The 24,058-nt window shown below is 66.3% G+C and carries 25 protein-coding genes; 7 read left to right on the forward strand and 18 right to left on the reverse strand.

Annotation, left to right across the window (positions count from 1 at the left end; genetic code table 11):
- The first annotated feature begins 311 nt into the window (after positions 1 to 311).
- The gene (locus PGP17_RS03050; RefSeq protein ID WP_135945510.1) at positions 312 to 809 is read left to right on the forward strand and encodes a TspO/MBR family protein; all 498 of its coding nucleotides are present in this window, start codon (positions 312 to 314) and stop codon (positions 807 to 809) included.
- Here PGP17_RS03050 and PGP17_RS03055 read toward each other — a convergent pair.
- The gene (locus PGP17_RS03055; RefSeq protein ID WP_270374208.1) at positions 799 to 1,107 is read right to left on the reverse strand and encodes a hypothetical protein; all 309 of its coding nucleotides are present in this window, start codon (positions 1,105 to 1,107) and stop codon (positions 799 to 801) included. The genes PGP17_RS03050 and PGP17_RS03055 overlap by 11 nt on opposite strands.
- A gap of 243 nt (positions 1,108 to 1,350) precedes the next feature.
- Between PGP17_RS03055 and PGP17_RS03060 the strand changes: the two genes are divergently transcribed.
- On the forward strand, positions 1,351 to 1,563 hold the full coding sequence (locus PGP17_RS03060) for a cold-shock protein (RefSeq protein ID WP_135945508.1): 213 nt from the start codon (positions 1,351 to 1,353) through the stop codon (positions 1,561 to 1,563).
- Between the two features lie 58 nt (positions 1,564 to 1,621).
- On the opposite strand, the gene PGP17_RS03065 is transcribed toward PGP17_RS03060, so the two are convergent.
- Both PGP17_RS03065 and PGP17_RS03070 read right to left on the reverse strand, forming a co-directional pair.
- A complete protein-coding gene (locus tag PGP17_RS03065) occupies positions 1,622 to 2,764 on the reverse strand; it encodes a serine hydrolase domain-containing protein (RefSeq protein WP_270374209.1) in 1,143 nt (380 codons plus the stop codon).
- 39 nt (positions 2,765 to 2,803) lie between these two features.
- Positions 2,804 to 4,381, reverse strand: coding sequence for a PfkB family carbohydrate kinase (locus PGP17_RS03070; RefSeq protein ID WP_158291301.1), 1,578 nt, complete (start codon positions 4,379 to 4,381; stop codon positions 2,804 to 2,806).
- Positions 4,382 to 4,411: 30 nt separating this feature from the next.
- On the opposite strand from PGP17_RS03070, the gene PGP17_RS03075 reads away from it, so the two are divergent.
- Complete coding sequence (locus PGP17_RS03075) at positions 4,412 to 5,296, forward strand: HpcH/HpaI aldolase/citrate lyase family protein (RefSeq protein ID WP_270374210.1); 885 nt, start codon at positions 4,412 to 4,414, stop codon at positions 5,294 to 5,296.
- Positions 5,293 to 5,655 (forward strand): arsenate reductase (glutaredoxin), encoded by a 363-nt coding sequence (arsC, locus tag PGP17_RS03080; protein ID WP_270374211.1) that lies wholly within the window; start codon positions 5,293 to 5,295, stop codon positions 5,653 to 5,655. The genes PGP17_RS03075 and arsC overlap by 4 nt, the downstream gene beginning before the upstream one ends.
- Here arsC and PGP17_RS03085 read toward each other — a convergent pair whose 3' ends face one another.
- The 6 genes from PGP17_RS03085 to PGP17_RS03110 all read right to left on the reverse strand — a co-directional run bounded on the left by PGP17_RS03085 (position 5,656) and on the right by PGP17_RS03110 (position 11,661).
- A complete protein-coding gene (locus tag PGP17_RS03085; RefSeq protein WP_270374212.1) occupies positions 5,656 to 6,357 on the reverse strand; it encodes an inner membrane-spanning protein YciB in 702 nt (233 codons plus the stop codon).
- Between the two features lie 138 nt (positions 6,358 to 6,495).
- Complete coding sequence (gene ftsY / locus PGP17_RS03090) at positions 6,496 to 7,827, reverse strand: signal recognition particle-docking protein FtsY (RefSeq protein WP_270374213.1); 1,332 nt, start codon at positions 7,825 to 7,827, stop codon at positions 6,496 to 6,498.
- A 14-nt stretch (positions 7,828 to 7,841) separates the two neighbouring features.
- On the reverse strand, positions 7,842 to 9,167 hold the full coding sequence (gene mtaB, locus PGP17_RS03095) for a tRNA (N(6)-L-threonylcarbamoyladenosine(37)-C(2))-methylthiotransferase MtaB (RefSeq protein WP_135945501.1): 1,326 nt from the start codon (positions 9,165 to 9,167) through the stop codon (positions 7,842 to 7,844).
- Between the two features lie 159 nt (positions 9,168 to 9,326).
- The gene (locus PGP17_RS03100; RefSeq protein ID WP_135945500.1) at positions 9,327 to 9,920 is read right to left on the reverse strand and encodes a DUF4166 domain-containing protein; all 594 of its coding nucleotides are present in this window, start codon (positions 9,918 to 9,920) and stop codon (positions 9,327 to 9,329) included.
- Complete coding sequence (gene dapF / locus PGP17_RS03105; protein WP_270374214.1) at positions 9,917 to 10,744, reverse strand: diaminopimelate epimerase; 828 nt, start codon at positions 10,742 to 10,744, stop codon at positions 9,917 to 9,919. The genes PGP17_RS03100 and dapF overlap by 4 nt, the downstream gene beginning before the upstream one ends.
- A complete protein-coding gene (locus tag PGP17_RS03110) occupies positions 10,741 to 11,661 on the reverse strand; it encodes a hydrogen peroxide-inducible genes activator (protein ID WP_270374215.1) in 921 nt (306 codons plus the stop codon). Before PGP17_RS03110 ends, dapF begins: the two co-directional genes overlap by 4 nt.
- 153 nt (positions 11,662 to 11,814) lie before the next feature.
- Between PGP17_RS03110 and PGP17_RS03115 the strand changes: the two genes are divergently transcribed.
- The 3 genes from PGP17_RS03115 (at position 11,815) to PGP17_RS03125 (ending at position 13,494) form a co-directional block, all read left to right on the forward strand.
- Complete coding sequence (locus PGP17_RS03115) at positions 11,815 to 12,366, forward strand: peroxiredoxin (protein WP_135945498.1); 552 nt, start codon at positions 11,815 to 11,817, stop codon at positions 12,364 to 12,366.
- 132 nt (positions 12,367 to 12,498) lie between these two features.
- Entirely contained in the window at positions 12,499 to 13,029 is a 531-nt protein-coding gene (locus PGP17_RS03120) for a carboxymuconolactone decarboxylase family protein (RefSeq protein ID WP_135945497.1), read from the forward strand.
- 138 nt (positions 13,030 to 13,167) lie between these two features.
- The gene (locus PGP17_RS03125) at positions 13,168 to 13,494 is read left to right on the forward strand and encodes a hypothetical protein (protein ID WP_135945496.1); all 327 of its coding nucleotides are present in this window, start codon (positions 13,168 to 13,170) and stop codon (positions 13,492 to 13,494) included.
- Between the two features lie 53 nt (positions 13,495 to 13,547).
- Here the strand turns inward: PGP17_RS03125 and PGP17_RS03130 are convergent, their stop codons facing one another.
- From PGP17_RS03130 to PGP17_RS03170, 9 genes are all read right to left on the reverse strand, one after another.
- Entirely contained in the window at positions 13,548 to 14,819 is a 1,272-nt protein-coding gene (locus PGP17_RS03130) for an aminotransferase class V-fold PLP-dependent enzyme (protein WP_270374216.1), read from the reverse strand.
- Between the two features lie 106 nt (positions 14,820 to 14,925).
- Positions 14,926 to 17,334 (reverse strand): TonB-dependent receptor plug domain-containing protein, encoded by a 2,409-nt coding sequence (locus PGP17_RS03135; RefSeq protein ID WP_270374217.1) that lies wholly within the window; start codon positions 17,332 to 17,334, stop codon positions 14,926 to 14,928.
- A gap of 300 nt (positions 17,335 to 17,634) precedes the next feature.
- Entirely contained in the window at positions 17,635 to 18,660 is a 1,026-nt protein-coding gene (locus PGP17_RS03140; RefSeq protein ID WP_270374218.1) for an aspartate-semialdehyde dehydrogenase, read from the reverse strand.
- Positions 18,661 to 18,792: 132 nt separating this feature from the next.
- Positions 18,793 to 19,761 (reverse strand): malate dehydrogenase, encoded by a 969-nt coding sequence (gene mdh, locus PGP17_RS03145; RefSeq protein WP_135945492.1) that lies wholly within the window; start codon positions 19,759 to 19,761, stop codon positions 18,793 to 18,795.
- Positions 19,762 to 19,902: 141 nt separating this feature from the next.
- On the reverse strand, positions 19,903 to 20,469 hold the full coding sequence (locus tag PGP17_RS03150) for a hypothetical protein (RefSeq protein WP_270374219.1): 567 nt from the start codon (positions 20,467 to 20,469) through the stop codon (positions 19,903 to 19,905).
- A gap of 88 nt (positions 20,470 to 20,557) precedes the next feature.
- Positions 20,558 to 21,133, reverse strand: a complete 576-nt coding sequence (locus PGP17_RS03155) for a hypothetical protein (protein ID WP_270374220.1) — start codon at positions 21,131 to 21,133, stop codon at positions 20,558 to 20,560.
- A 76-nt stretch (positions 21,134 to 21,209) separates the two neighbouring features.
- Entirely contained in the window at positions 21,210 to 22,319 is a 1,110-nt protein-coding gene (zapE, locus tag PGP17_RS03160) for a cell division protein ZapE (RefSeq protein WP_270374221.1), read from the reverse strand.
- Positions 22,320 to 22,478: 159 nt separating this feature from the next.
- Positions 22,479 to 22,916, reverse strand: coding sequence for an acyl-CoA thioesterase (locus PGP17_RS03165; RefSeq protein ID WP_270374222.1), 438 nt, complete (start codon positions 22,914 to 22,916; stop codon positions 22,479 to 22,481).
- Positions 22,913 to 24,055, reverse strand: a complete 1,143-nt coding sequence (locus tag PGP17_RS03170) for an iron-containing alcohol dehydrogenase (RefSeq protein ID WP_270374223.1) — start codon at positions 24,053 to 24,055, stop codon at positions 22,913 to 22,915. The genes PGP17_RS03165 and PGP17_RS03170 overlap by 4 nt, the downstream gene beginning before the upstream one ends.
- Positions 24,056 to 24,058 lie beyond the last annotated feature (3 nt).

Here is a 24,058-nt window from a genome sequence, read left to right on the forward strand (position 1 = left end):
GACAGCTGGGTTCGTGCCTGTGCGGCGCCACAACCCATGACCGGTCCGCGAGCCCGGAGAAAGAGCGACTTCGCGAACGGGCGAGGCGCTAACGTGAATGCTGCGCCGCCGCCGTTCGCGCTTCGCCAATGACGTGTGCTGGAAGCACCGTATCGTCCGGCGCTGAGCCACGCAGGCTGCGCCCATCTGCGCCAAGTTTGCCGGACTGCCGTAACCTTGTCACACTTGCGGCGTTTAGTTTCACCTGTGGCGTCCGGCGGGCCGCCATATAGCCGAATGGCGGCAAACCGAACTGATCGAGAGGGCGTGTTTTGGCTGACATTTTCCACAAGCCGCGAGCCGGGGTGGCCCGGCTCATCGTCTATCTGGTGGTCTTTGTCGGTATTGCGCTCGCGCTGAATGCCTGGATCTTCTCCACGGGTGCGGCGCAGTGGTCGTCCACGCTGGAAAACCCGTCCTGGTCGCCGCCTGGCTATGCGGTCGGCGCTGTCTGGACGATTCTGTTCGCCCTCATGGCGCTCAGCCTCTGGCTGGTCGACCGCGCGGGCCAGCTTGAGGCGCGCGGTCCGGCCCGCGCCCTCGTCGTGCTGCAATACCTGATCAATATCAGCTGGACCTGGCTCTATTTCGGCCTGGAGAACGTGGCCAACGGCTTCTACGTCACCGTGATCGCCTTCTTCGTGGCAATCGGGGCGCTGATCGCGATCGGGCGGGCCAATCTCGTGGCGGCGCTGGTCTGGCTGCCGCTCAATCTCTGGCTCGGCTTTGCCCTCGCGCTGAGCTACGCGACCTGGCAGCTCAACGTCTGAGCCCGCGCCACAGTGCGGCGGCCAGGAAGGCACCGGCCAGAAGCCCGGCGATCCATTCCAGCAATGTCACGCCGAACAGGCCGGGCTCCAGCAGCCAGGCGGCGCGCTCCGCGCCGGCCTCCCGCGAGGCCAGCTGCTGCAGGGTCTCGCTGCGAAACCCGACGGCGACGGCCAGGAAGACCAGCAAGGCGGCGCCGAAGCCGGCAAACTTGATCGAGGAGATCGCGCCATCGGCGTCGTCCCGTCGCATGCGCTGTTCGCGCATGCGTCTGAGCCGGTCGCGGCGTCTCTCGCTCATCGTGCTCTCCAGCGCGCGAAAACGCGCGCATTTCGCTTGTGAGGCCCCCGATTTTGGGGCATATTTGTCTCCGTACGGGCGGCCGATTGACTAAGGCCCGGCGGAAATACTGGACTACCGAAGTGGCAGGATGCCAGAGACTTCAGCTTTCCCCGACATGCAAGTCCGTTCTCCGCAACCGGGACGCCGGGCGGTGCATTTACTGTTTACCGGACGCGGTGTGACTGGGGAAAGGTTCCCGAAATGACCACTGGCACTGTGAAGTTCTTCAACACCCAGAAGGGCTTCGGCTTCATCACGCCGGACGATGGCGGCAAAGACGTGTTCGTTCACATCACTGCGGTGCAAGCCGCGGGCCTCGCCGGCCTGGATGACGGTCAGCGCGTGTCCTTCGAAACCGAGCCGGATCAGCGCGGCAAGGGGCCGAAGGCCGTGGACCTGCAGCTGGCCGACTAGGCACGCGTTCGCAGAGCTTCGCAAAAGGGCAGGACAGACATGTCCTGCCCTTTTCATGTCATTTGGCGTCGAGACAACGATAGGCCGCGTCGATGAGGCGGATGGCGCGTTCGTCACCGACCAGGACCTCGCGCTGGCGATTCATGACATAGCTGCCCGAGACACCCCGGACCGGATCGGCGAAGGCGCACGATCCGCCAAAGCCGTAATGGCCCACCGCGCGTGGTTCGGGGCCGAAATGCCCGCTATCGCGGTTGATCATCACCCCGCTCGCAAATGACAGGTCGAAGGGCAGGACGCGGTCTTGACCCGAAGTCTGCTCGCGCAGGGCCTGAGCAATCGTCTCAGCCCCCACGAAGGCCTCGCCCAGCAGCTGCCCCTGGCAGGCGAAGGGACCCATCAGCGCGGCAAGCGCTCCGGCCGTGCCGTGCCCGTTGGCCGCAGGAAGTTCGGCCGACCGCCACACGGCGGTGCCGCGCCGGCCCGGCGAGGACCAGGGTTTGAGAAAGGCGGCCGCCTTGGCCGGGTTGGCGGCGCCCAGGAATGGCGGCTTGGGCGGCAGCATGTGTTCGGCGGCACGGCGATGCTCGCTTTCGGGCACGCCGATCATGAAGTCGAGACCGCGCGGGCCCGCAATCTCCTCCTTGAGAATGGCCCCGACGGTGCGGCCCTTCTCGTCGACCCGGCGCGCAATGGCATCGGCAATGACGCCAAAGGTGATCGGATGATAGCCCGATCCGTCGCCGGGCGCCCAGAGCGGTTCTGCCTCGGCGACGCGGCGCTCCATGGTCTCGCGGTCGAACCAGTCGGAGGGATCCATCTCTTCGCTGATGCCCGGCACGCCGGACTGGTGCGAGAGGGCTTCGGCCAGCGTCAGGCGATCCTTGCCGTTCGCGCCGAAAGCCTCCCAGACCGCACTGACGCGCGTGGCGTAGTCGATCCGGCCCCGGTCGACGAGCCAGGCCATGACCAGGGCGGTGATCGCCTTGCCGGTGGAAAAGACCGGCACGATCGTGTCCGCGGTCCACGGGCTGGACCTCTTGCGGTCCGCCCAGCCGGCATGAATGTCGACCAGGCTCTGCCCGTCACGCACGAGTGCGAACCCGGCGCCGAGCTCGTCGGTGGTCTCGAAGTTTTCTGCGAAAGCGTCGGCAACAGCTTCGAAGCCGCGCTCGACATGGCCTTTGATCTCGATGCTCATGAGAGCGAGTTAACCGCGCCGGGACCTCTGTTCAAGCGCTCAGGCGAAGATCGCCATGCGCAGGCCCGTGTCGTCGCGCGGCGGATCGGCCGGCAGGCAGAGTGCATTGCCTTCCGCGAGACGCACCGCCGCGAGGGCGCAGGCGGCCGCATCGAGCACGTCATCGGGGGCGGCGACCTTGTGCTTGAACGGGTGCGGCTCGAACAGGGCCGGGTCGAGCCCCTGATCGACCAGCACGTCCAACCGTTCGGCCCGGCCGCCCGGTGTGCGCTTGGCGTGAGCCATGGGCCGGCCGGCAAGCGTGGCGAAGATCAGCTCGGGATGGCTCTCGTGCAGACAGCCCTCCAGCGCCGGGCTCATGACGGCGTCGATCTCGCGCATCTTCGCAAACAGGTTGAAGCTCTGGCGTGACAGGCCCGGCCCGCCCGCCGCGCGGTTGAGGCGACTGGCCTCCTCGTGGCTTCGCGCGGGAAGAGCTGTGCGCAGGGGTGCGGCGAAGATCGAGCTGCGCCGTTGGCCCAAACGGGCGCGGGCCTCGCGCTCGCAGGCCCGGCCTCCCGGTCCGCTCGGCGCAGTTTCGAACCCGATCGGCATGTCCACCGCGATCACGTGCGCGTGCTCCGGCGCATTCAGGGCATCGGTAATCCCGGCATAGACGGACAGACGCGGCGCCTCGAGCCCGTTCAGGTCGATCATGACACCGACCCAGCCGGCCGGACAGCCGTCCAAACCCATGACCCAGGCGGGGCTCCGCGCGCCGAGGCGCGTCATGCGCACCGGTTCGAGGGACTGCGCGCCGGCCTCGCTGGCGGCCAGCACAAGATCGCTCGCGCCGGCCTGTACCGTGGCCTGTATGGCCGCGCGCGTGCGCTGCGTCGCGATGCGGGCGAGGGTTTTCAGCGGCGCACCATCCAGACGGGCACACAGCGCCTGAACCGCAAACAGGTCTCCCGTGCCATAAGGCACACGGTCGAGACGCCCGGTTTCGGCCAGCCAGGCGGCACCTGAAGAGCCGGCTTCGACCGCCAGCACGCCGAGCGCACCCGGCGAGCCAGGAACCGATGTCACCAGCGTATCGCGGCCGAGAGTTTGCGCGGCCTGCGCTGCATCCTCCGGCGAGGCGATGGGCGTGCCGGTCAGCCAGGCCAGCTCGAACGCATTGGGCGTGATCAGGTCGGCCAGCGGAAGGAGACGGTCGCGCAGCGCGCGTGCGGTAGCAGCCTCCACATAGAGTCCGCCGGCGGTGCCGTCCGGCGTTCCGTCGCCGCAGATCGGGTCCACCAGGACGAAGAGATGCGGGTTGTGCGCGCGCGCCTCCTCGATGAAGCGCGCCGAAGCCTCCACCTGGCCGGGGCTGGCAAAATAGCCGGTGAGTATCGCCTGCGCCGCGCGGTCGTGTCGCTCCGCCTTCAGCCCGTCCAGCGCGCCGGAAAACAGTGCGTCGGGGACGGCTCCTCCGCCCGGCGCGCCGCGCCCCGGGTGGCGTCCGAACACCACAGTGGGAACCAGTTCGGGCGTATGGCCGCGCCGCAGCAGGATTTCGCTCGTGACCGAGCCGCCCACACGGCTTCCGGCCACGTGGGAGGTGAGCAAAATCACCGGGGGGTTGCTGTCCAAGTCCATGATTGTCCTATAAACCTTCGACTCATGACTGACGAGACACCGGTTCTGAAACCTCACCGTTCCGTTCTGTTCGTGCCAGCCGACAAGCCGCGGGCCATCGAGAAGGCGTGCGGGCTGGATGCCGACGCCCTGATCCTCGATCTCGAGGACGCCGTGGGCGAAGAAGGCAAGGCCGGCGCGGCACGCAGCGCCCCGGCCTCGATCGCGCGCTGGCGCGAGGCGGGCAAGCGTGCGCTGCTGCGCGTGAACACGATCAATAATGCCGCCTTTGCCTGTGACACGGCCGCCGCCGCCGAGGCGCGGCCCGATGCGGTGGTCCTGCCCAAGGTCAATCGCGCCGAGACCCTCCTGAAGGCCCGGGCCGGCCTGCAGGCGGCCGGCTATGACGGGCCGGTCTGGGCGATGATCGAGACGCCGGCCGCGCTGCTGAACATGCGCCTGATCGGGGAGACGGCGCAGGAAACGCGCCTGGAGGCGCTGCTGGCGGGCACCAACGACCTCACCGCCATCCTGCGCTGCAAGCTCGATCAGGAACGAAGCGCGATCCAGGCGCACCTGACCCAGATCGTGCTGGCCGCCCGGGCCTACGGCCTTCTGGCCATAGACGGTGTGTTCAACAATTTTCAGGACCGCGCCGGGTTCGAGTTCGAGGCGCGCGCCGGGCGCACGCTGGGCTTTGACGGCAAATCGCTGATCCATCCCTCGCAGATCGACGCGGCCAACCGGGCCTTTTCGCCGAGCGCGCAGGAACGCGAGTGGGCCCGCCGCGTTGTGGCGCTGTTCGACGAACCGGAGAATGCAGGAAGCGGCGCTATCGCGATGGACGGCCAGATGGTCGAGCGGCTGCATCTCGATGCAGCGCGCGCCATCCTCGCCGCCGCAACGGAAGATACGGGAGAGACCGGATGAGCATGCTGACCTACTGGCACAATCCCCGATGCACGAAGTCGCGCGAGGGTCTGGCGGTTCTGCGCGAAAAGGGTATCGAGCCGGAGGTGCGCGAATACCTCAAGGACGTGCCGCGCGCGGAGGAACTGAAGGCGGTGGCGTCAAAGCTGGGCGTCGACAGCGCGCGCGGGATGATGCGCACCAAGGAAGACGCCTACAAGGCGAACAATCTCGCAGACGAGACCGATGAGGACCGCCTGTTCGAAGCCATGGCCGCCCATCCCAAGCTGATCGAGCGCCCGGTGCTGATCAGCGACGAGAAAGCCGCGATCGGCCGGCCGACAGAAAACCTGTTCGCGGCGCTGCCCTCGGGCCGCTAGCTAGGTGTCGCTTCCGCCGGCTTCGCCCGAGCCTTCCTCATCGTCGCCTTCGCCGGCCGGCTGGGCATATTTCAGCGTCAGCGGGATGTTGGCCAGGACGAAGAGGAAGAAGATCGGGTAAGTGCCCCAGAAGCGGAAATTGGCCCAGAAGGCTTCGGAAATTTCGAGGCCGTCGAACCAGCGGGCCTGCTCGCTGACGACGGTGTCGGTGATATGGCGCCACAGCACCTCGTTGAGCAGTGCCAGGAGCATGAAGAAGAGCGCCCAGCGCACGCCCAGAATGAACCAGGCGCGTTCCGGCATTTCGAAGATGGAGCCGAACAGCGCCTTCCAGACATTAAAGCCGAACGCGAAACTGCCCAGGATCGCGAACGCGAAGATCAGGTTGATAATGGTCGGCTTGATGTAGGCGAAGATCGGGTCCTGCAGATAGATCGTCATGCCGCCGAACAGCGTCACGATGACGAAGGTGACGATCAGCATGGGCGGTGTGCGCTTCTGCACGACGATGGCCCAGGCCAGCGCGACGGCCGTCGCGAGCATGAACACGCCGGTGGCCCAGTAGATCGCGGCGTCCGTCAGACGGCCGGCGACATTGTAGGTGATCATGAAGATCGCAGCCGGGCCGACATCGACCAGAAGCTTGGAGCCCTGCCCCAGAGTCTTGGCGGAGTCCTTGGTCACGGTTTCGGCGTCGCTCATGCGGGAATGGCCTTTCGGGTCAGCTCGGTTGAAGCCTGCTTGCAACAATACGCGCCGAAAGGCCAGACGGATCGCACACGAGGCTCTGACGCCTGTGTCCTGCGCAGCCCCTCCGGAGCCGCTTCGTCTCGCGCGTACTCAGCTCTCCAGCCCGGCCAGGGCCCGGGCGAAGGCGCGGGCATCGAAGGGCTGCAGATCGCTCTCGCCCTCGCCCACGCCGATATAGTGGATGGGCAGCTTGAAGCGCTCGGCCACCTGAACCAGGGCGCCCCCCTTCGCGGTGCCGTCCAGCTTGGTCATGATGACGCCGGTGATATTGGCCGCTTCCAGGAAGGCTTCGGCCTGGCTGATCGCGTTCGAGCCGACCGTACCGTCCAGCACCAGGATGACGTGATGGGGCGCGGTCTCGTCGACCTTGCGGATCACGCGCAGAACCTTGCGCAACTCGTCCATCAGCTCGGTCTTGTTCTGCAGCCGGCCGGCCGTATCGATCAACACGCCGTCAAAGCCTTCGCGCCGGCCCTTCTCGACCGCATCGTAGGTGAGGCCGGCCGCATCCGCGCCGATTTCGCGCGACATGAAGTGCGCATTGGCGCCGCCGCGCTCGCTCCAGACCTGAAGCTGTTCGACAGCTGCCGCGCGGAAGGTGTCGCCTGCCACGTTGAGCACCTTGCCGCCCTCGCGCGTCATCTTCACGGCGATCTTGCCCAGCGTGGTTGTCTTGCCCGAGCCGTTCACGCCGACGAAGACGACCACACGCGGCGGCTCTCCGGACATGTCCAGTGGCTGTTCGTAGGGTTTGAGCGTCTCGGCCACGGTTTCGGCCAGGGCCTCGCGGACCTCAATATCGGTGACATCCTTGTCGAACTTGTCGCGGGCGAGGCGTGCGGTCACCCGGGCAGCCGTCACCGCGCCCAGATCGGCCGCGATCAGCAGGTCTTCCAGCTCCTCCAGCGCCTCGTCGTCCAGCTTGCGCCGGGTGAAGACGGAGGAGACAGACTCGCTCAGGCGGGAGGAGGACCGCTTCAGGCCGGAGGCCAGGCGCGAAAACAGGCCTTGGGAGGGCGCGCCGTCTGCGGTTTCCGGCGAACCAGGCTGGCTGGCGGTGTCCGGTAGGGGAGCCGCTTCCGGCAAGTCGGCGGTCTCGGGGGTGTCAGTGTTCTGTGCGGCGCCGTCCCTGGCGGCGTCGCCAGTGTTGGGCGGGGCACCGGCTTCAGGGTCGACCAGGCCGGCGGCTTCCGCCTCGATTTCCACCGGTTCTGCATCCCCGGCAGGGGCAGGCGGACTGCTCACCGGCTCCACGCCGGGCGCGTCGTCCGGTTCGCGCACGCTCTCTGATTCAGGGATGGCCTCCTGCGAGGCCACGTCTTCGGGCGGGGGGGCTGCGTTATCATCGGGCGGGGAGGAGTCGCTCCTGCCCGCCTCCTCGTCCTTTTTCTTCTTGCCGAAGCCGAAGGAAAACCAGCTCATCGAGCCCTCTTTTCTTATGCGCTGACGCCGAGCGGATCGGCGGTCAGCGTATCGCCGGCCACGCCGGTCACACGCGCGCGCACCAGTGCGCCGGGACGCGCCGGGGTCTCGATCCGGGCCGGGGCGAAGTTCGCCGCCCGGCCCTGCTGGCCCCGTTCCATCACGAAGTCGAACTCGCGCCCGACCATGGCCTGAAGATGCCGGCCCAGCGCCTCCTCGCCCTTCGCGCGCAGGCGGGCAGCGCGATCCTTGATCGCGAGACCGTCAACCTGGGGCATGCGCGCCGCCGGCGTGCCGGGCCGCGGCGAGTAGGGGAAGACGTGCAGATAGGCCAGGTCGCATTCATCCACGAGACGGAGTGAGTTTTCGAACATGTCCTCGGTCTCGGTCGGGAAACCGGCAATGAGGTCCGCCCCGAACGCGATGCCGGGCCGCACGGCGCGCAGGCGGCGGGTGAGCGCAATCGCGTCCTCGCGCATGTGGCGGCGCTTCATGCGCTTCAGGATCATGTTGTCGCCGGCCTGGAGGGACAGGTGAAGATAGGGGCAGAGCCGCTCGTCCTCGGCGATCACCCGGAACAGGTCGTCGTCGATCTCGATGGCGTCGATGGAGGACAGGCGCAGGCGCTGCAGGTCCGGAACCTGCTTCAGGATGGCGCGCACCAGGCGGCCGAGCTTGGGGGCTCCGGGCAGGTCCTGACCCCAGCTGGTGACGTCCACCCCGGTCAGGACAATCTCGTTATGCCCTGTCTCCACGAGCCGGCGCACCTGTTCGACCACGTCTCCGGCCGGTGCCGAGCGCGCATTGCCGCGGCCATAAGGGATGACGCAGAAGGTGCAGCGGTGGTCGCACCCGGTCTGGACCTGGACGAAGGCGCGCGCGCGTCCCTCCAGCCCGTCGACCAGATGGTCGGCGACCTCGCGCACGGACATGATGTCCTCGACGCTGACGCGGTCGCCGGCACCGGAAACCTGGGCCTTGAAAGTTTCCGGGCGCAGCTTCTCGGCGTTACCGATGATGCGGTCGACCTCGGCCATCCGGCCGAACTGCGCGGGGTCGATCTGGGCCGCACAGCCGGTTACGATCAACGTGGCGTCCGGGCGTTCGCGCTTCAGCTTGCGGATAGACTGGCGCGCCTGGCGCACGGCGTTGGAGGTAACCGCGCACGTGTTCACGATCACCGTGTCGGTCATCCCGGCTGCGCGCGCATGATCGCGCATGACTTCGCTCTCCCAGCTATTGAGCCGGCAGCCGAACGTCACGATCTCCACGCCATCTTCGCGCGGGGCCGTATCGGCACCGGGAGTGGCAGGGGACAGGTTTTCCACAGGGGTGGTCATGCGCGCGGAAAGTGGGGGAGCCAGCAGCAAGGGTCAAGCCAGGCTGTGCGTGTGCCGGCCCAGCGTGGCCTAACGGCCCCAGAAGCGCAGCGTGGATAGAAGCAGGATCACGATGATTTCCAGCCGGCGCGAGGGGCTTATACGCCTGCCCAGCGGCGATTACACCGGGCTTTTCATCTCGTCAGAGCGCGGCAGAACCGGGCCGGTGCCGGAAGGGCGCAAGCGGCCGCGATAACGCACCAGGCGGCCGAGACCAGGTAGGGCGACTTCCACCTCGAACAGGTGCTCGCCCGCGTCGGCACGCTCGCGCGCGTGCAGTATGGGGCGCAGGAATCCCGGCAGGGGGACGCCCATCACGGTCGCGTTTTCCTGATGGAAATCGAGCCCGTGCGGCCCGGCCTCAAGCCGCAGGGTGAAGACGACCGATCCCACCTGTTCGCGCAGCCGCATGCCGCGCGGTGTCGAGACCGCGCTTTGCCGGGTCTCGAAGACCGTGCCGCCATAGTCGCGAGTGATGATTTCGGTGTCGCCGTCCATGGAGACGCGGATCAGAGCCGGGACGCCCGCCCCGGACTGAGGCAGGCCCGCCCGGCCGGCGATCAGGGTGGCAAGCGGGTGCTCGGCACCCTCGATATCGGCCGTGCCTTCAAACACGGATACCGGGGCAGGGCTGTGAAGCTGGCGGGTCACTTCGGGAAGGCGCAGCCAGTCCTCGCCCAGCACGCGCTGGTATACCGGGGTGTGTCCGGTCATGACAGCAGGCCGCCAAGATCGACTTCGCCTTCCAGCTCGACCGGACCGGTCAGGTAGACATCGTCGTCCTCGGCCCAGCGTACGCCGAGCCGTCCGCCATCGACCTCCACCTCGGCGGCGCGGCCCAGTTTTCCCTGCCGGTGCAGGGCCACCACCGCGGCGCACGCGCCGGTTCCACAGGCCTGTGTGAGACCGGCACCGCGCTCCCAGACGCGCAGACGAATCCGGTCGCTCCCGTGAATCTCGGCAAACCCGGCATTCACGCGCTGGGGAAACAGGATGTCGTGCTCGATCATCGGTCCGATCTGCGCGATCGGAATGACCATGACATCGCTGACGGTGAAGGTCACGTGGGGGTTACCCATGGAGACCGCACCGGGCCGGGTGAGGCGTCCGCCCCCGGGCAGGTGAACTTCGTAGTCCAGCGCTTCGGTATCCATATCCCGGGATAGCGGAATATTGCGCCAGGACAGGCGGGGGCGGCCCAGATTGACTTCGGCACGTCCGTCTTCAAGGCGGCGCGCGGTCAGACGCCCGCCGCGCGACGACATCGAGAGTGTCTCGCCGCCATCCTGCTCGAAAAGGAGCCAGGCGGCGGCGCGGGCGCCATTGCCGCAGGCGCCGACCTCGCCGCCATCGGAGTTCCAGACCCTGAGCAAAGCTGTTTCGACCGGATGGGTCTCCAACGTCAGCAACTGGTCGAAAGCGTGGCGCGCATGGATCGCGGCGACCCGCTCGGCCGGCAGGCTGAGCGGAGCCGAGCGGCCGCGCGCGTCGATCAGAACGAAGGCGTTTCCGGCGCCGTTCATGGCATAGGATTTCATGCGGACAACGCCCCTTTGATCGCCTCGGCGAGCTGGCGCGCCTCTTCGGCGCGGGCGCTGCCCTTGCGCCAGGCCAGCCCGATGGCGCGCCCGGCGACGGGCGGGTCGAACGGACGCACGGCCAGGCCGAGATGGTCGGTCAGGCCAGCATCGATCGCCAGCCTGGGAAGCAGGGTCGCGCCGAGACCACTTTTGACCATCTGGACCAGCGTGTGAAGGCTGGTGGCGGCGAAGTCGGACCGCGAGACCTCGGCAGAGGGCCCGCCGGGCGTGGCCGCACAGATCGACAAGGCATGATCGCGCAGGCAATGGCCGTCTTCGAGAAGCAGCAGGGGCTCGTTGGCGAGCATGCTCGTCTTCAGCTTGTCATGCCGGGCCAGGGGATGGTCTGGATGGGCGGCGAACAGAAACTCGTCCTCCATCAGCGACATCGTCTCCACGCCCGCATCCTCGTAGGGCAGCGCGATCAGCGCAACGTCGAGACGGCGCTCCTTGACCGCATCCAGCAACCGGTGAGTGAGATCCTCGCGCAGGAAGAGCTCGAGCTTGGGAAACTGCATTCTCAGTGCGGGCAGGATTTTAGGCAGCAGGAAGGGCGCGATGGTGGGAATGACACCGAGCCGGAACGCGCCGCTCAAGGGTTCGCCGGCCGCACGCGTGGCGTGGACCAGGTCTTCGGCCTCGGTCAGCACGACGCGCGCGCGCTCGACCGCGGCTTCACCGGCCGGTGTCAGGGTCGCGCCCCGCGCTCCGCGCTCGACCAGAATGGCGCCCAGTGCCGATTCCAGCTCCTTGATGCCGGCCGACAATGTGGGCTGTGTCACGAAGGCGGCTTCCGCGGCCCGCGAGAAGCTGCCCTGGTCCGCCAGGCATACGAGAAAGCGGAGCTGGCGAAGGGTCGGAAGAATTGTACTCATGCGTATTGAGATAAACTATGGCTCATTAAGAAACAATCCATTGGATTAATAGCACGCAAGGCGCGATATATCTCGTTCAGCGGCCGGGGAACTCCCGGCTGGCCGTACATGTTGCGGTAGAGACCCCCGAACCGAGAAACAGGAGAGCATTCCATGCTGGGTATTGGCGACAAACTCCCCGAATTTGAAATCGTCGGCGTGAAGCCGAAGTTCAATCAACACGAAGAGAACGGCGAAAGCGCGTTCGAACCGATCACGCAGGACAGCTTTGAGGGCAAGTGGAAGATCATCTTCTTCTATCCGAAAGACTTCACCTTCGTCTGCCCGACCGAGATCGTGGCCTTTGCCAATCTCGCTGACGAGTTCGCCGACCGCGACGCGGTCGTGCTGGGCGGCTCCACCGACAACGAGTTCTGCAAACTCGCCTGGCGCCGTGAGCACCCGGATCTGAAATCGCTGGACATGTGGCAGTTCGCCGACACGACCGGCTCGCTGGTCGACAGCCTGGGCATCCGGTCGCCTGAAGGCGTGGCCTATCGCTACACCTACGTGGTCGACCCGCACGGCGAGATCCAGCACGTCTACGCGAACAACCTGAATGTCGGCCGGAATCCGGAAGACACGCTGCGCGTTCTCGACGCCCTGCAGACCGACGAACTCTGCCCGTGCAACCGCGCGGTCGGCGGCGACACGCTTGCAGCCTAACGCTTGCACAGTCCTGTCCGGGACGAGGGGCTCCCCCCTGGGTTCGCCCAGGCCCTTGTCCCGGGCATCTTTCTCCGGCGGTACCGCGTCGGCACTCAACAATATTATCCCGAACCAGGGAGGACTCCCGTCATGAGCCTCGACGCTCTCAAATCGCGCCTGCCCGAGCACGCCAAGGACCTGAAACTGAACCTGTCCTCGCTCGCGCGCGAGACCCTTCTCGACGATCAGAAAAAATTCGGCACCTTCCTGGCCGCGGCCTATGCGGTGGGAGAGCCCGAAACCCTCAAGGCGATCGCGGCCGAGGTGGAGGACAAGCTGTCCGATGACGCGCGCACCGGCGCCAAGGCGGCCGCGTCCATCATGGGCATGAACAATGTCTATTACCGCTTCACCCACCTGGCCTCGACCAAGGAATACCGCACGCTGCCGGCCAAGCTGCGCATGAACGTGATCGCCAATCCCGGTGTGGACAAGGCCGATTTCGAGCTGTGGTCGCTGGCGGTGTCCGCCATCAATGGCTGCGGCATGTGCGTGGACAGCCACGAAGCCGAGCTGCGCAAGGCGGGCCTGACCTCCGAGCAGATCCAGGCGAGCGTGCGTATCGCGGCGGTCGTGAACGCGGTGGCTGCCGTCGTGCGTGCAGAAGACGCCTTGAACTAACTTCTTGTCTCACGCCCGCCGGAGTCCTGTCCCCATACCCCTCCGCGGACGTCCAGCGCCCGTCCGGCCCGTGTCCCCTCAGAGCGCGCCGGGCGGGCGTTTTTGACTTAACCTCTTTTTGTCCGTATCCTGAGGGCTATGGAAGAGGTGACCCCGATCAATAACGACAGGCACGGACCCCGACAACGTCAGGACGCCGGACGCGTCGCGCGCGCCTGGCGCTGGTTCTCCGGGCGGACCATCCGGAGGGCGGAGCGTTACCGCGACCTCGAATGGAGCGCGATCGTGCGCCATGGCGGCGCCGCGCTCGCGTTGATCCTCGTCTCGCGTCTGTTCCCGGCAGAAGGCTTCGCGCCGTTTGCCCTTGTCGCCGGAGCGATCTGGGCCGCGTTTCTTGTGCGTATCGTGCTGATCAAATGGGTCGACAAGGCGGTCAGAAACCGCCGCGCCCGGCGCGAAGGCTAGGCATCCTGCCTGCGGGCGCTGCGAACTTGTCCGCACCTCCATCATCGACATTGCTACGGAACCAGGCGCGGCAGGGCTTCGGCCAGTGCGCGCACATCGTCCGGAGATGTGAAAACGCCCGGCGTGACCCGCACGCAGGCGCCTGACGCGATCCCCGTGCGGTGGACCGTGAAGATGTTGTGCTCGTTCAGCAGACGCGCCGCCAGCGCGGCGTTCTCCTGTGCGCCCGTCTGCCCGGCCGCCCGGAAGGATGTGATGCCGGCGTGCAGCGACGTCTCTTCGGGGGTCAACACCTCGAAGCCTGCCTCGCGTGCCGGGCCTGTCCACAGGCTGCGCAGATAGCGCAGGCGCGCCGCCTTTCGGGCCGGGCCGATGGCCTCATGGACGTCGAGCGCGGCAGGGACGGACAGGATGGCGGCAAAATCGGTCGTGCCGGTATGGACGCGCGCGCCAATGTCCTGCGGACCGCGCGAGGGCTCGCCCATGAAGGGGTCGATGTCGGCAATGCGCGGCTTTCGCACATACATGAGGCCGACGCCCAGCGGCGCGCCGATCCATTTGTGAAGATTGAATCCGACGAAATCGGCATTGAGTTCCGCCACGGTGAAGTCGATCTGACCCCAGGAATGGGCGGCATCCACGATCACGTCGACACTGCGGCCCCGCGCCATTTCGCAGATCTCGGCGACCGGCAGCACCAGCCCGGTACGGTGGCTGAGATGGGTCACCAGCATCAGGCGGACATGCGGATTGGCGATCAGCGCCTGTTCATACGCATCGATCAGGCTCTGCCGCGTGGCCGGCTCGGGCAGCGCCATCGTCACCAGATCGGCCCCCCGGCGCTCGCGCAGCCAGGCCATCGCGGTCTGCATCGAGCCATAGTCGAGATCGGCGTAAAGCACGCCATCGCCTGGCGAGAGCCGGTTATATCCCCCGATCAGAGCCTGCAGCGCCTCGGTCGCATTGCGCGTGAGGACGATCTCGTCGGGTTCGCAGCCCAGCACGGCCGCGATCCTGGCCTGGACCGCTTGGGCGTCGGGCCAGAACTCGCGCCGGGCATAATAGGAATTGCGCCGGTTGACGGCCTCGACATGGGCGATGTGCGCCTCCAGCACCGGGCGCGCCATCATTCCCCAATTACCGTGCTCGAGATGGATGACCTCGCCGGTCACATCGTAGAGCCCGGCGACCGCGCTCCAGAACGCTTCGTCCTGCGCGGCACGTTGGGCATCCTCGGAGGTGGAGGGAAGGGCGCGGGCCGAGGCACCCAGGGCTACGCTGCCCGCGGCGGCGGTCAGCATGGAACGGCGGGTCAGGGATGGCATCGCGATCCGTCCTCTCATTCATAGAAAACCCGGCAGGGTAAGACCGGGCGGTTGGCGCGGGCGGGCCGTGCGCAAGGCATCGGCCCGCCCGAACCGGGAGGCTGGCCTAGAAGCTCGCTTCCAGGCGCAGATAGTATTTCCCGCCATCGGTATCGTAGGGGGCGTTGCGCGAATAGATCAGGCCGCGATTGGCCTGACGGCGCGATCCGTCGGGATAGGTGTCGAAGATATTCTCCGCCCCGACCCGGACCGCGAAGTTCTCGTTGATATCGGCGCGAAGGCCGAGATCGACGAAGACTTCCGATCCGAAGTTCTGGAAGATCACGTCGGCGCTGTCGTCGGTATCTGTCCATTCGCCGTAGTAGCGCGCGCGGGCATTCAGCGTGAAACGCCCGAGCATATAGTCCGCCGTCAGCACGACATTGTGCTGGGGCAGGCCTTCCTCGAACACGGTGCGCGAGACGTCGTTGAACACGCCGCTGGCCGCCTCGCCGGTCACCTCGGTCTCGTTGTAGCTGTACGCCCCGGTCACGCTCATCGCGCCCTGGCCGAGATCGAAGCCGTAGGTGGCGACCACATCAATGCCGCGTGTGCGGGTGTCGAACTGGTTCTGGAAGAAGGAGACCTGGGTGATGCTCTCGCCGCCCGGGACGTTGAGCGCCGCCAGCTGCGCCCGCTCGGCATCGGTGAGCGTGAAGCTGCCCAGGGTCGAGAAGCGGTCGTCGACATCGATCTGGTAGACATCGACCGTCGCGGTCAGCCCGCTATCGTGCGAATAGGTCATCCCCAGCGAGTAGTTCTGGGAGGTCTCCGCGTCGAGCGGCCGGATCTGCGGGCCGTTCGCGCGCGCATTGATGATGTCGGCCACCGGGCCGGTCGGGCTGAACCGCCCGGACGTCACCAGGACGAGCGTGGTGGAGTTCAGGCCCTGAGAGGTACGTTCGGACTCGATCTGGCCCGGCGTCGGCGCCCGGAAGCCGGTCGAGACCGTGCCCCGGAAGGCGAGCGCATCGGTAACAGCGAAACGGCCCGAAAGCTTGTAGTCCGTCGTCGAGCCGAACTCGGAGAAGTCTTCGTAACGCAGGGCGCCGGCGACTGTCAGCTGTTCGGTGACTGGTAGCTCGACATCGACATAGCCGGCATAGCTGTCTTGGGAGAAGCTGCCCGCCTGCAGGTCTGAATAGCCGGGGAAGCCGTTCGAGCCGGACGGCAGGCCTTCGACAGCGAGCGGCCCGACCGCGTAAGAGGCTTCGTCACCGGCCTCGATTTCATAGGTCTCTTCGCGCGCCTCCAGGCCGAAGGCGATGCTGACCGGTGCTTCGAACCGGCCGGTATCCCAGCCGTAGACGAAGTCCAGATTGAAGTTGGTCTCTTCCTGGGCCAGCACGCCGGCATTGAAGCTGGTCGGGCTGTTCGAGCCCAGCGAGGCGTTGATCGTGTTGTAGATGAAGTAGTCGATCTCGTTGCGGCCGCGGCCCGCGCTCAGATCCCACTCCAGACCGTCAAGCACCTCGCCGCGCAGGCCGGCCACGACTTCGTAGTCCTGGTCTTCCTGACCGAATTGCGGGCTGAAACCGGCCGGGAAGATCTGCGACAGGTCATAGTCCGGGTCGAGCGGCGTGGTCTGGTAAGCGGTCGTGAAGGCCGGGTTGCGCCAGTTGAAGTCGCTTACGCCCTGGCCCTGGGCATAGGTTGCGTGGCTGTAGAATTCGATGGCGCCGGTGATCGGCGCGGCGGCGTTGAAGGCGAACTTGACGGCCTCGCGTTCGGGCTGGCCCCAGTTCTGGACCGGGTCGTCGACCTGGATGCCGGTTGCTTCTTCGAACGCGATGGCGTCAGGCCGCTGACGGCTGCGCGAGGTCGGCTCGGCGGTGGTGTATTCCAGCGTGGCGGTGGCAAAGCCGCCATCACCGAGCTCAAAGCCGAGCTGAGCGCCGAGCTGGTCCTGCTGTCCGTCGCCTTCGAAGTATTGCGAGGTCTGGGCGAAGGCCCGAAGACCCTCGGTCTCGTCCAGGATGATGTTGATGACACCGGCGATCGCGTCCGAGCCGTACTGGGCCGAGGCCCCGTCGCGAAGCACTTCGACACGGCTGATCGCGAAAGACGGCACCGTGGCCAGGTCCGCCGACTGCGCCCCGCGTCGGCCCAGCAGCGCGGCGCGGTGGCGGCGCTTGCCGTTGACCAGCACCAGCGTCTGATCCGGCGACAGGCTGCGCAGGCGCGCCGGGCGGACGTAGATCGCACCGTCGGCCATGGGAAGGCGCTGGACGGAGAAGGCCGGGTTCAACGCGGCAAGCGAATCCACCAGCTCGTCGGACACGACCGTGTCGATCGCGTCGGCCGTGATGACATCGACCGGCGCCAGGGACTCGATCGCGGTACGGCTCTGGCCGCGTGTCCCGGTGACGATGATCGTGTCCTCGACCGGGCGGGTCTGGATTTCGGTATCCGTCTGGCCAAGTGCGGGTTGGGCCAGCGCGGCAAACGCCGTGCCGGCGAGAAGAATCGTGCGCATTGAGAATATCCCTCCTTAGACGCCGAACCGGTGCCGCCAGCGCGCGCCGAATGCGCGCGCCGTACATGTCCGTCCCCCGGATGCAGGGTTCGACACAGAGGGCCTTTAGGCAGCAGTGATGACGGTGAACCGGCATTTCGAAGACGTCGCGATGAATAATTCATCACAGTGCGATGACGAAAAGCGCGGGAGGGGAAATTGTCGATTTATGATTGAAAAATATGTATTTATGTGAATTTTACATGATAGTTTCGATGGGTCCGGAGCTCATATAACTGCTCCGGACCCACCGCAGGTCGGTCAGGCTTTCAGGATGCCCTTGTTGAGGAGAACCTCCGCGATCTGCACGGCGTTGAGTGCCGCGCCCTTACGCAGATTGTCGGATACGATCCACATCGCCAGACCGTTCTCGACCGTCGGGTCGCTGCGAACCCGGCTGACGAAGGTGGCGAACTCGCCGACGCACTCGATCGGCGTGACGTACATCGGGTCGTCCTCGTCGGTGCGGTCGATCAGCATCAGGCCGGGCGCCTCGCGCAGGATGTCCCGGGCTTCTTCCGGAGAGAGTTCCTCCTCCAGCTCCAGGTGCGCTGCGACGCAGTGACCCACGAAAACGGGGACCCGCACGCAGGTGGAAAACAGCTTGATGGACGGATCGAGGATCTTCTTCGTCTCCATCGTCATTTTCCATTCTTCCTTCGTCGCGCCATCCTCCATGAAGACATCGATCTTCGGGATGACGTTGAAGGCGATCTGCTTGGGCAGGGCGTCCGGTTCGATAGGATCATTGACGTAGATGGCGCGCGTCTGGTGCCACAGCTCGTCCATCGCCGCCTGACCGCCGCCCGACACCGCCTGATAGGTCGCGCAGGAGACACGCTTGATCCTTGCGCGGTCATGTATGGGCTTGAGCGCGACGACGGTCTGAATGGTCGAGCAATTCGGATTGGCGATGATTCCCTTCTTCGGCCGGGACTCGAGCGCGTCGGCATTCACTTCGGGCACGATCAGGGGCACGTCGGGATCCATCCGCCAGGCGGAGCTGTTGTCGATCACGATGGCGCCGGCCTTGGCAATCTTTTGCGCTTCGGCGCGCGACACATCTCCGCCCGCGCTCATCAGGACGAGGTCGACCTTGGAGAAATCGAAGGTCGCGGCGTCCTTCACCTTCAGCGTGCGGTCGCCGTAGGACAGTTCGCGGCCGATCGACTTGCGCGTGGCCAGGGCGAAGACTTCCTCGGCCGGGAAGAGGCGTTCCTCCAGGATGGTCAGCATCTCCTTGCCGACCGCGCCGGTGGCGCCGTAAACCGCAATTTTCAAACCCATATCGTGTCTCCAATCCGCGCGCTTTGACCCGCTGCCGGGCGCGCGCTCTACCATGCAGGGACAAAGTCCCATGAAAAACCCCCGGGGCGCCGGCCCCGGGGGTTGCAGCTGTAATGCTGTCAGCCAGGGGCGTTACGCGAGCGAGGAGTCGAGCTTCTTGCAGGCGGCCACGAGTTCCTTCACCGCGTCGACGGAGTGATCGAACATCTCCTGCTCGTCGCTGTTGAGCGAAATCTCGACAATCTTCTCCACGCCCTTCTCGCCGATGACGATCGGCACGCCGACATACATGTCGTTGACGCCGAACTGGCCGGTCAGATGGGCAGCGCACGGGAAGACGCGCTTCTTGTCGTGGAGGTAGGATTTGGCCATGGCGATGGCGCTCTCGGCCGGCGCGTAGAAGGCCGAACCGTTGCCGAGAAGCTTGACGATCTCGCCGCCGCCCTGACGGGTACGCTGAACGATCTCGTCGATCTTGGCCTGTGTCGACCAGCCCATCTTGATCAGATCGGGAACGGGAATGCCCGCAACGGTCGAATAGCGCGTCAGCGGCACCATCGTATCGCCGTGGCCGCCCATGACGAAGGCGGTCACGTCCTCGACCGACACACCGAACTCTTCGGCCAGGAACCAGCGGAAGCGCGCAGAATCCAGAACGCCGGCCATGCCGACGACTTTCTCCTGCGGCAGGCCGGAGAATTCGCGCAGAGCCCAGACCATGGCGTCGAGCGGATTGGTGATACAGATCACGAACGCATTCGGCGCATGCTTGGCGATGCCTTCACCGACGGCCTTCATGACCTTCAGGTTGATCTCCACCAGGTCGTCGCGGCTCATGCCCGGCTTGCGCGGCACACCGGCGGTGACGATGCAGACGTCCGCGCCGGCAATCGGGGTGTAATCCTCGACCGAACCGCCGGTCAGGTGCGAGTCCATGCCGAAGACCGGGCTGGCCTGGCACAGGTCGAGTGCCTTGCCCTTGGCCGTTCCCTCGGCCAGGTCCATCAGGACGACATCGCCGAGTTCTTCGCGCGCCGCGATATGGGCGAGCGTGCCGCCGATCATGCCGGCGCCGATAAGGGCAATCTTCTTGCGAGCCATGGGGTTCTCCGTCTTGGGTTCTGCCGCACACACGCGCCATGCTGCACGCGCGAAGCTGTTCTGAGCGAAGGGATAAACCTCTCGCGCTCGAAGAGCAATCCGCTGCGCGCCGCTTTGGCGGGCTCGGGTTTTTGTCGTCGCCTAGTGGCCGAGCCAGTGCATGAAGGAGACATTGCGCAGGCGCTCGCCGCCGATCTCCGCGCCGGCGATCAGCGCCGGCTCGTCGGCCTGCGGCTCCATGGAGTCGCCCTGGAGATGCTCCGCCCGGATTTGCCCGGACACCAACACCGCGCCCATCGGCGACTCGGCCGCGTAGAACTCGAAGCGGCCGTCTTCCATAATCAGCCGGTCGGGGCGGACCCGGATGCTGTCAGGGTAGTATTCCTGCCCCATGGCATTGATCTGCGGCTCGGCATCGTTGGGATAGGCTTCGATCCAGAGGGCGATATTCTCATAATCGCTATCGCCCGCGCGCCAGGCCTCGAACTCGAATTCGCGCGGCAGGACGAGCATATCGACAGTCCAGCCATTGGCAGAGAGCGTGGTCGAGGGCAGGTAGAAGCCGCTGGGATCCACGCTGATGGTCCAGACATAGTCGGCTTCGGCCTGTGCCTCGGCCGTATCGGCCTGCGCCGGCGGCGAATTGTCCTCTGCCTGCGAACAGGCGGCGGCAAAGGCCAGAATGGCCATCGTGGTCAGTATCTGCATGGTTGTATCCTCCCTGCCGGTCCTTATAGGGCGGCCTGGGCGTGGCGTTAACCTTAAACGGGTCCGCGGGTTCGGCCTTCTGGCCCGCCTATTCGCCCGGGATTTGAACGAAGACGATCTCGCCGACGCGTTCGTTGCCGATCGATGTGTCTGCCCTCAGGGCTGCCGGCTCGTCCGTGGCCCGGCCCCGGCGGCCCGGCGTGTGGGCGTCGATCCGGCCGGACAGGACGACCTCTCCAATCGTGCCGTTGGCGCCGCGAAAGGCAAAACGGCCGGGGGCCAGGGTGAAGCTCTGAGCGTGGACACGGGTGCGCTCGCCCGCCGTCTCCCGACCCTGGGCGTTGGTGCGCGCGGGCCCGTCAGTGGCATGAAACTCGATCCAGAGCGGCACGGCGTACCGTTCGCTGCCCTGTGCGCGCCAGGCGTCGAACTCCTCGGGCATGCCGACGAAGACGTGGTCGATGCGCCAGCTGGCATTGTCGATTTCAATGGCAGGCCTGTAGAGGCCGGAGACGTCATAGCCCGGGGCCCAGCGGGCCGCGCCCGCGCTGTTCGTGCTGCCGGAGGATGCGGCAAATCCGGACGGCTGGACGGCGTGCGGATATTGCTGCGCGCAGGCTGAAAGCGTGACCGCCAGGCCGGCCGCGAGCCAGAGTCGTTTCATGGATGAGCCCCCCTTGTGCGACTGCGGAGCCCATGATGCCATTCGCCGGCTGGCCGCGCATCCCAAATCGCGCTCTTCAGGCGGTGCCGCTGTCGCTGCCCTCATCCTGACCCGGGTGACGGGCGGCAAGATAATCCTGGCTGCGCATCTCCATCAGGCGTGAGGCGGTGCGCTGGAACTCGAACGCACCGTCGCCGGCGGGGTAGAGCGCGTCAGGCTCGGCCTCCGCGCTCATCACCAGCTTGGTCTTCATCTCGTAAAGCGCGTCGATCAGGGTCACGAAGCGGGCCGCCGCATCGCGCCCGCCGGCATCCAGCCTGGGCACGTGATCGATCATGACCGTGTCGAAGGTCTCGGCAAGGCGAAGATAGTCTGCGGCCCCGAGCGGCTTTTCGCACAGCGTCGCGAAATCGAACCGGGCAACGCCTGCGGCCTCGGCCGGGACGTAGAGCTCGCGGCCCTGGATCGTCAGCGTGCAGCTCCTCGGCTCGGCCCCCATCGTCAGCCGGTCGAAGGCGGCATCCATCGCCGCATCGGCCTCCGGGCCCAGCGGCGCGTAATAGACCGGCGCGGCGCTCAACCGTTCGAGCCGGTAATCGCGCCCGGCATCGAGGCGCATCACGTCGAGTGTGTCCTTGATCATGCCGATGAAGGGCAGGAAGAGCTGGCGGTTGATCCCGTTCTTGTAGAGCTCGTCCGGGTGGCGGTTCGAGGTGGCCACGATCACCACGCCGGCTTCGAACAGGCCCTTGAACAGCCGGCCGAGGATCATCGCGTCGGCCACGTTGGTGACCTGGAACTCGTCGAAGCATAATAGCCGCGTCTCGTCGCCGACGGCTGCGGCGACGCGCGGCAGAGGATCGCGGTCGCGCCGCTCGCGTTCGGAGGCCAGCCGCGCATGGATGTCCTGCATGAAGGCATGAAAATGGACCCGCTTTTTCTTCTCCAGGGGTGCGGCCCGGAAGAAGAGGTCCATCATCAGCGACTTGCCGGTCCCGACGCCGCCCCACAGATAAAGCCCCGTCGGCGCCGGGCGGCTTTTGCGGAACAGGCTCTTGCGGGACTCGCGCCAGATTTCGATCTCATCGGCGAGACCGGTCAACCGGCGAGCCACCTCGCGCTGGGCCGGATCGGCCTCGAGCCGACCCTCCTCGATCGCGGTATCGAGTGCAGCGATGGGCGTCATGCGCCCGCCCCTTTCAGCACCCAGCCCAGCACGGCGACCAGCAGCAGGCCGAAGGCGAGGGCCGCAGCCAGACTCAGGAGGACGGGGCGTTCGATGCGTCTCATGGGCGCAGCCTTAGAGGCGGCACCGTCCGCAGCGCAAGAGGTGAGGTCCGCCGCCTCAAGCTGTCAGGCTCGCAAGGGTCTCGCGCCACGCTTCGGGGAGGGGTTTGGGACGGCGCGTGCCGCGATCGACGTAGACGTGGACGAAGAAGCCTTCGGCAATTGCCAGGTCCTCTCCGGCGCTGAACAGCGCGATCTCATAACGCACCGAGCTGGTCCCGAGGCGCGCGACACGCAGGCCTGCCTCGAGCCGGTCGGGAAACGCAGCCGACGCGTGATAGCGGCACCCGGTTTCGACGACCAGGCCGATCGGGTCGCCCGCCTCCACATCCAGTAATCCCGCCGCGATCAACCATCGGTTTACGGCTGTATCGAAGAAGGCGTAATAGCTCACATTATTGATGTGTCCGTATACGTCATTATCGGCCCAGCGCGTCTCGATCGGCTCGAACGCGCGATAGGCCTCACGGCTGCCCGGCGCGGCGCGTTCAGTCACAGAATTTCCTCGTACATAGCGACAATGTCGTCATAGGTCATCTCGCGCGGATTGTTCGGCAGCAGGCGGTCGTTCGCCGCAACGTCCTCGGCCATGCGCGGCACATCGTTATGGCTGATGCCAAGCTGGGAGAGACGGCGTTCAATGCCCACGGCTTCGGCGATGCGTTCCATCTCGTCGATCAGGCCCGCCGACCCCGGCTTCAGACCAAGTCTCGCCGATATTTCCGTGTACTGATCCTCTGCCGCCGACGCATTGAAGCGCAGGACCGGCGGCAGCACCACCGAGTTGGAGAGGCCGTGCGGCACGTGGAAGATTCCGCCGAGCGGATAGGCCATAGCGTGCACGCCGGCACACGGCGAATTGGAGAAGGCCTGGCCGGCCAGCATGGCGCCCAGCAGCATGTCGCCGCGCGCCTCGGTGTCGTTTCCGTCCGCGCACGCCCGTTCGAGGCCGCGATGCAGGCGGTCCAGCGCCGTCAGCGCAAGCGCATCGGAGACCGGATTCTTGCTGCGCCGGTTGGTGAAGGCTTCGATCGCGTGGACCATGGCATCGATGCCGGTCGCCGCGGTGACGTGCCGCGGCAGGCCCCGCGTCAGCTCAGGGTCCAGGATCGCCATGTCCGCATAAAGCGCGCCCGACGCGATGCCGCGCTTGGAGGTCTCGCCCGTCGTGACCACGGCCACATTCGTGACTTCGGACCCGGTCCCGGCGGTCGTCGGGATGAGGATGAGCGGCGGACGCGTGGCGCTCACCTGCTCCACGCCGTACATGGTGGACAAGTCCTGCTCGCCGCGCAGCAGGACGGCGACGACTTTCGCGGTGTCCATCGGGCTGCCGCCGCCAAAGCCGATCACGGCCTCGGCGCCGAACCGGCGCCCGGCCTCCACCGCTTCGAGGATCACGGACTCCGGCGGGTCTGCAACCACGGAATCGAAGATTTCCACCTCGTAGCCGGCCGCCTTCAGCGCCTCGACCGGGCCATCGAGCAGGCCGGTCTTGCGCAACCCGGCATCGGTCAGCAGGAACAGCTTGCGTGCGGGTCCGGCAGCGGAGCCGATCAGGGCGTCAAGCCGCTTCGCAGCGCCAGCCTCGAACACGATGTGAGGCACGGTGCGGAAGGAAAAGGCTTTCGTCATGAC

It is taken from the genome of Marinicauda sp. Alg238-R41 (assembly GCF_947331485.1).
GTDB classification, from domain to species: Bacteria; Pseudomonadota; Alphaproteobacteria; order Caulobacterales; family Maricaulaceae; genus Marinicauda; species Marinicauda pacifica.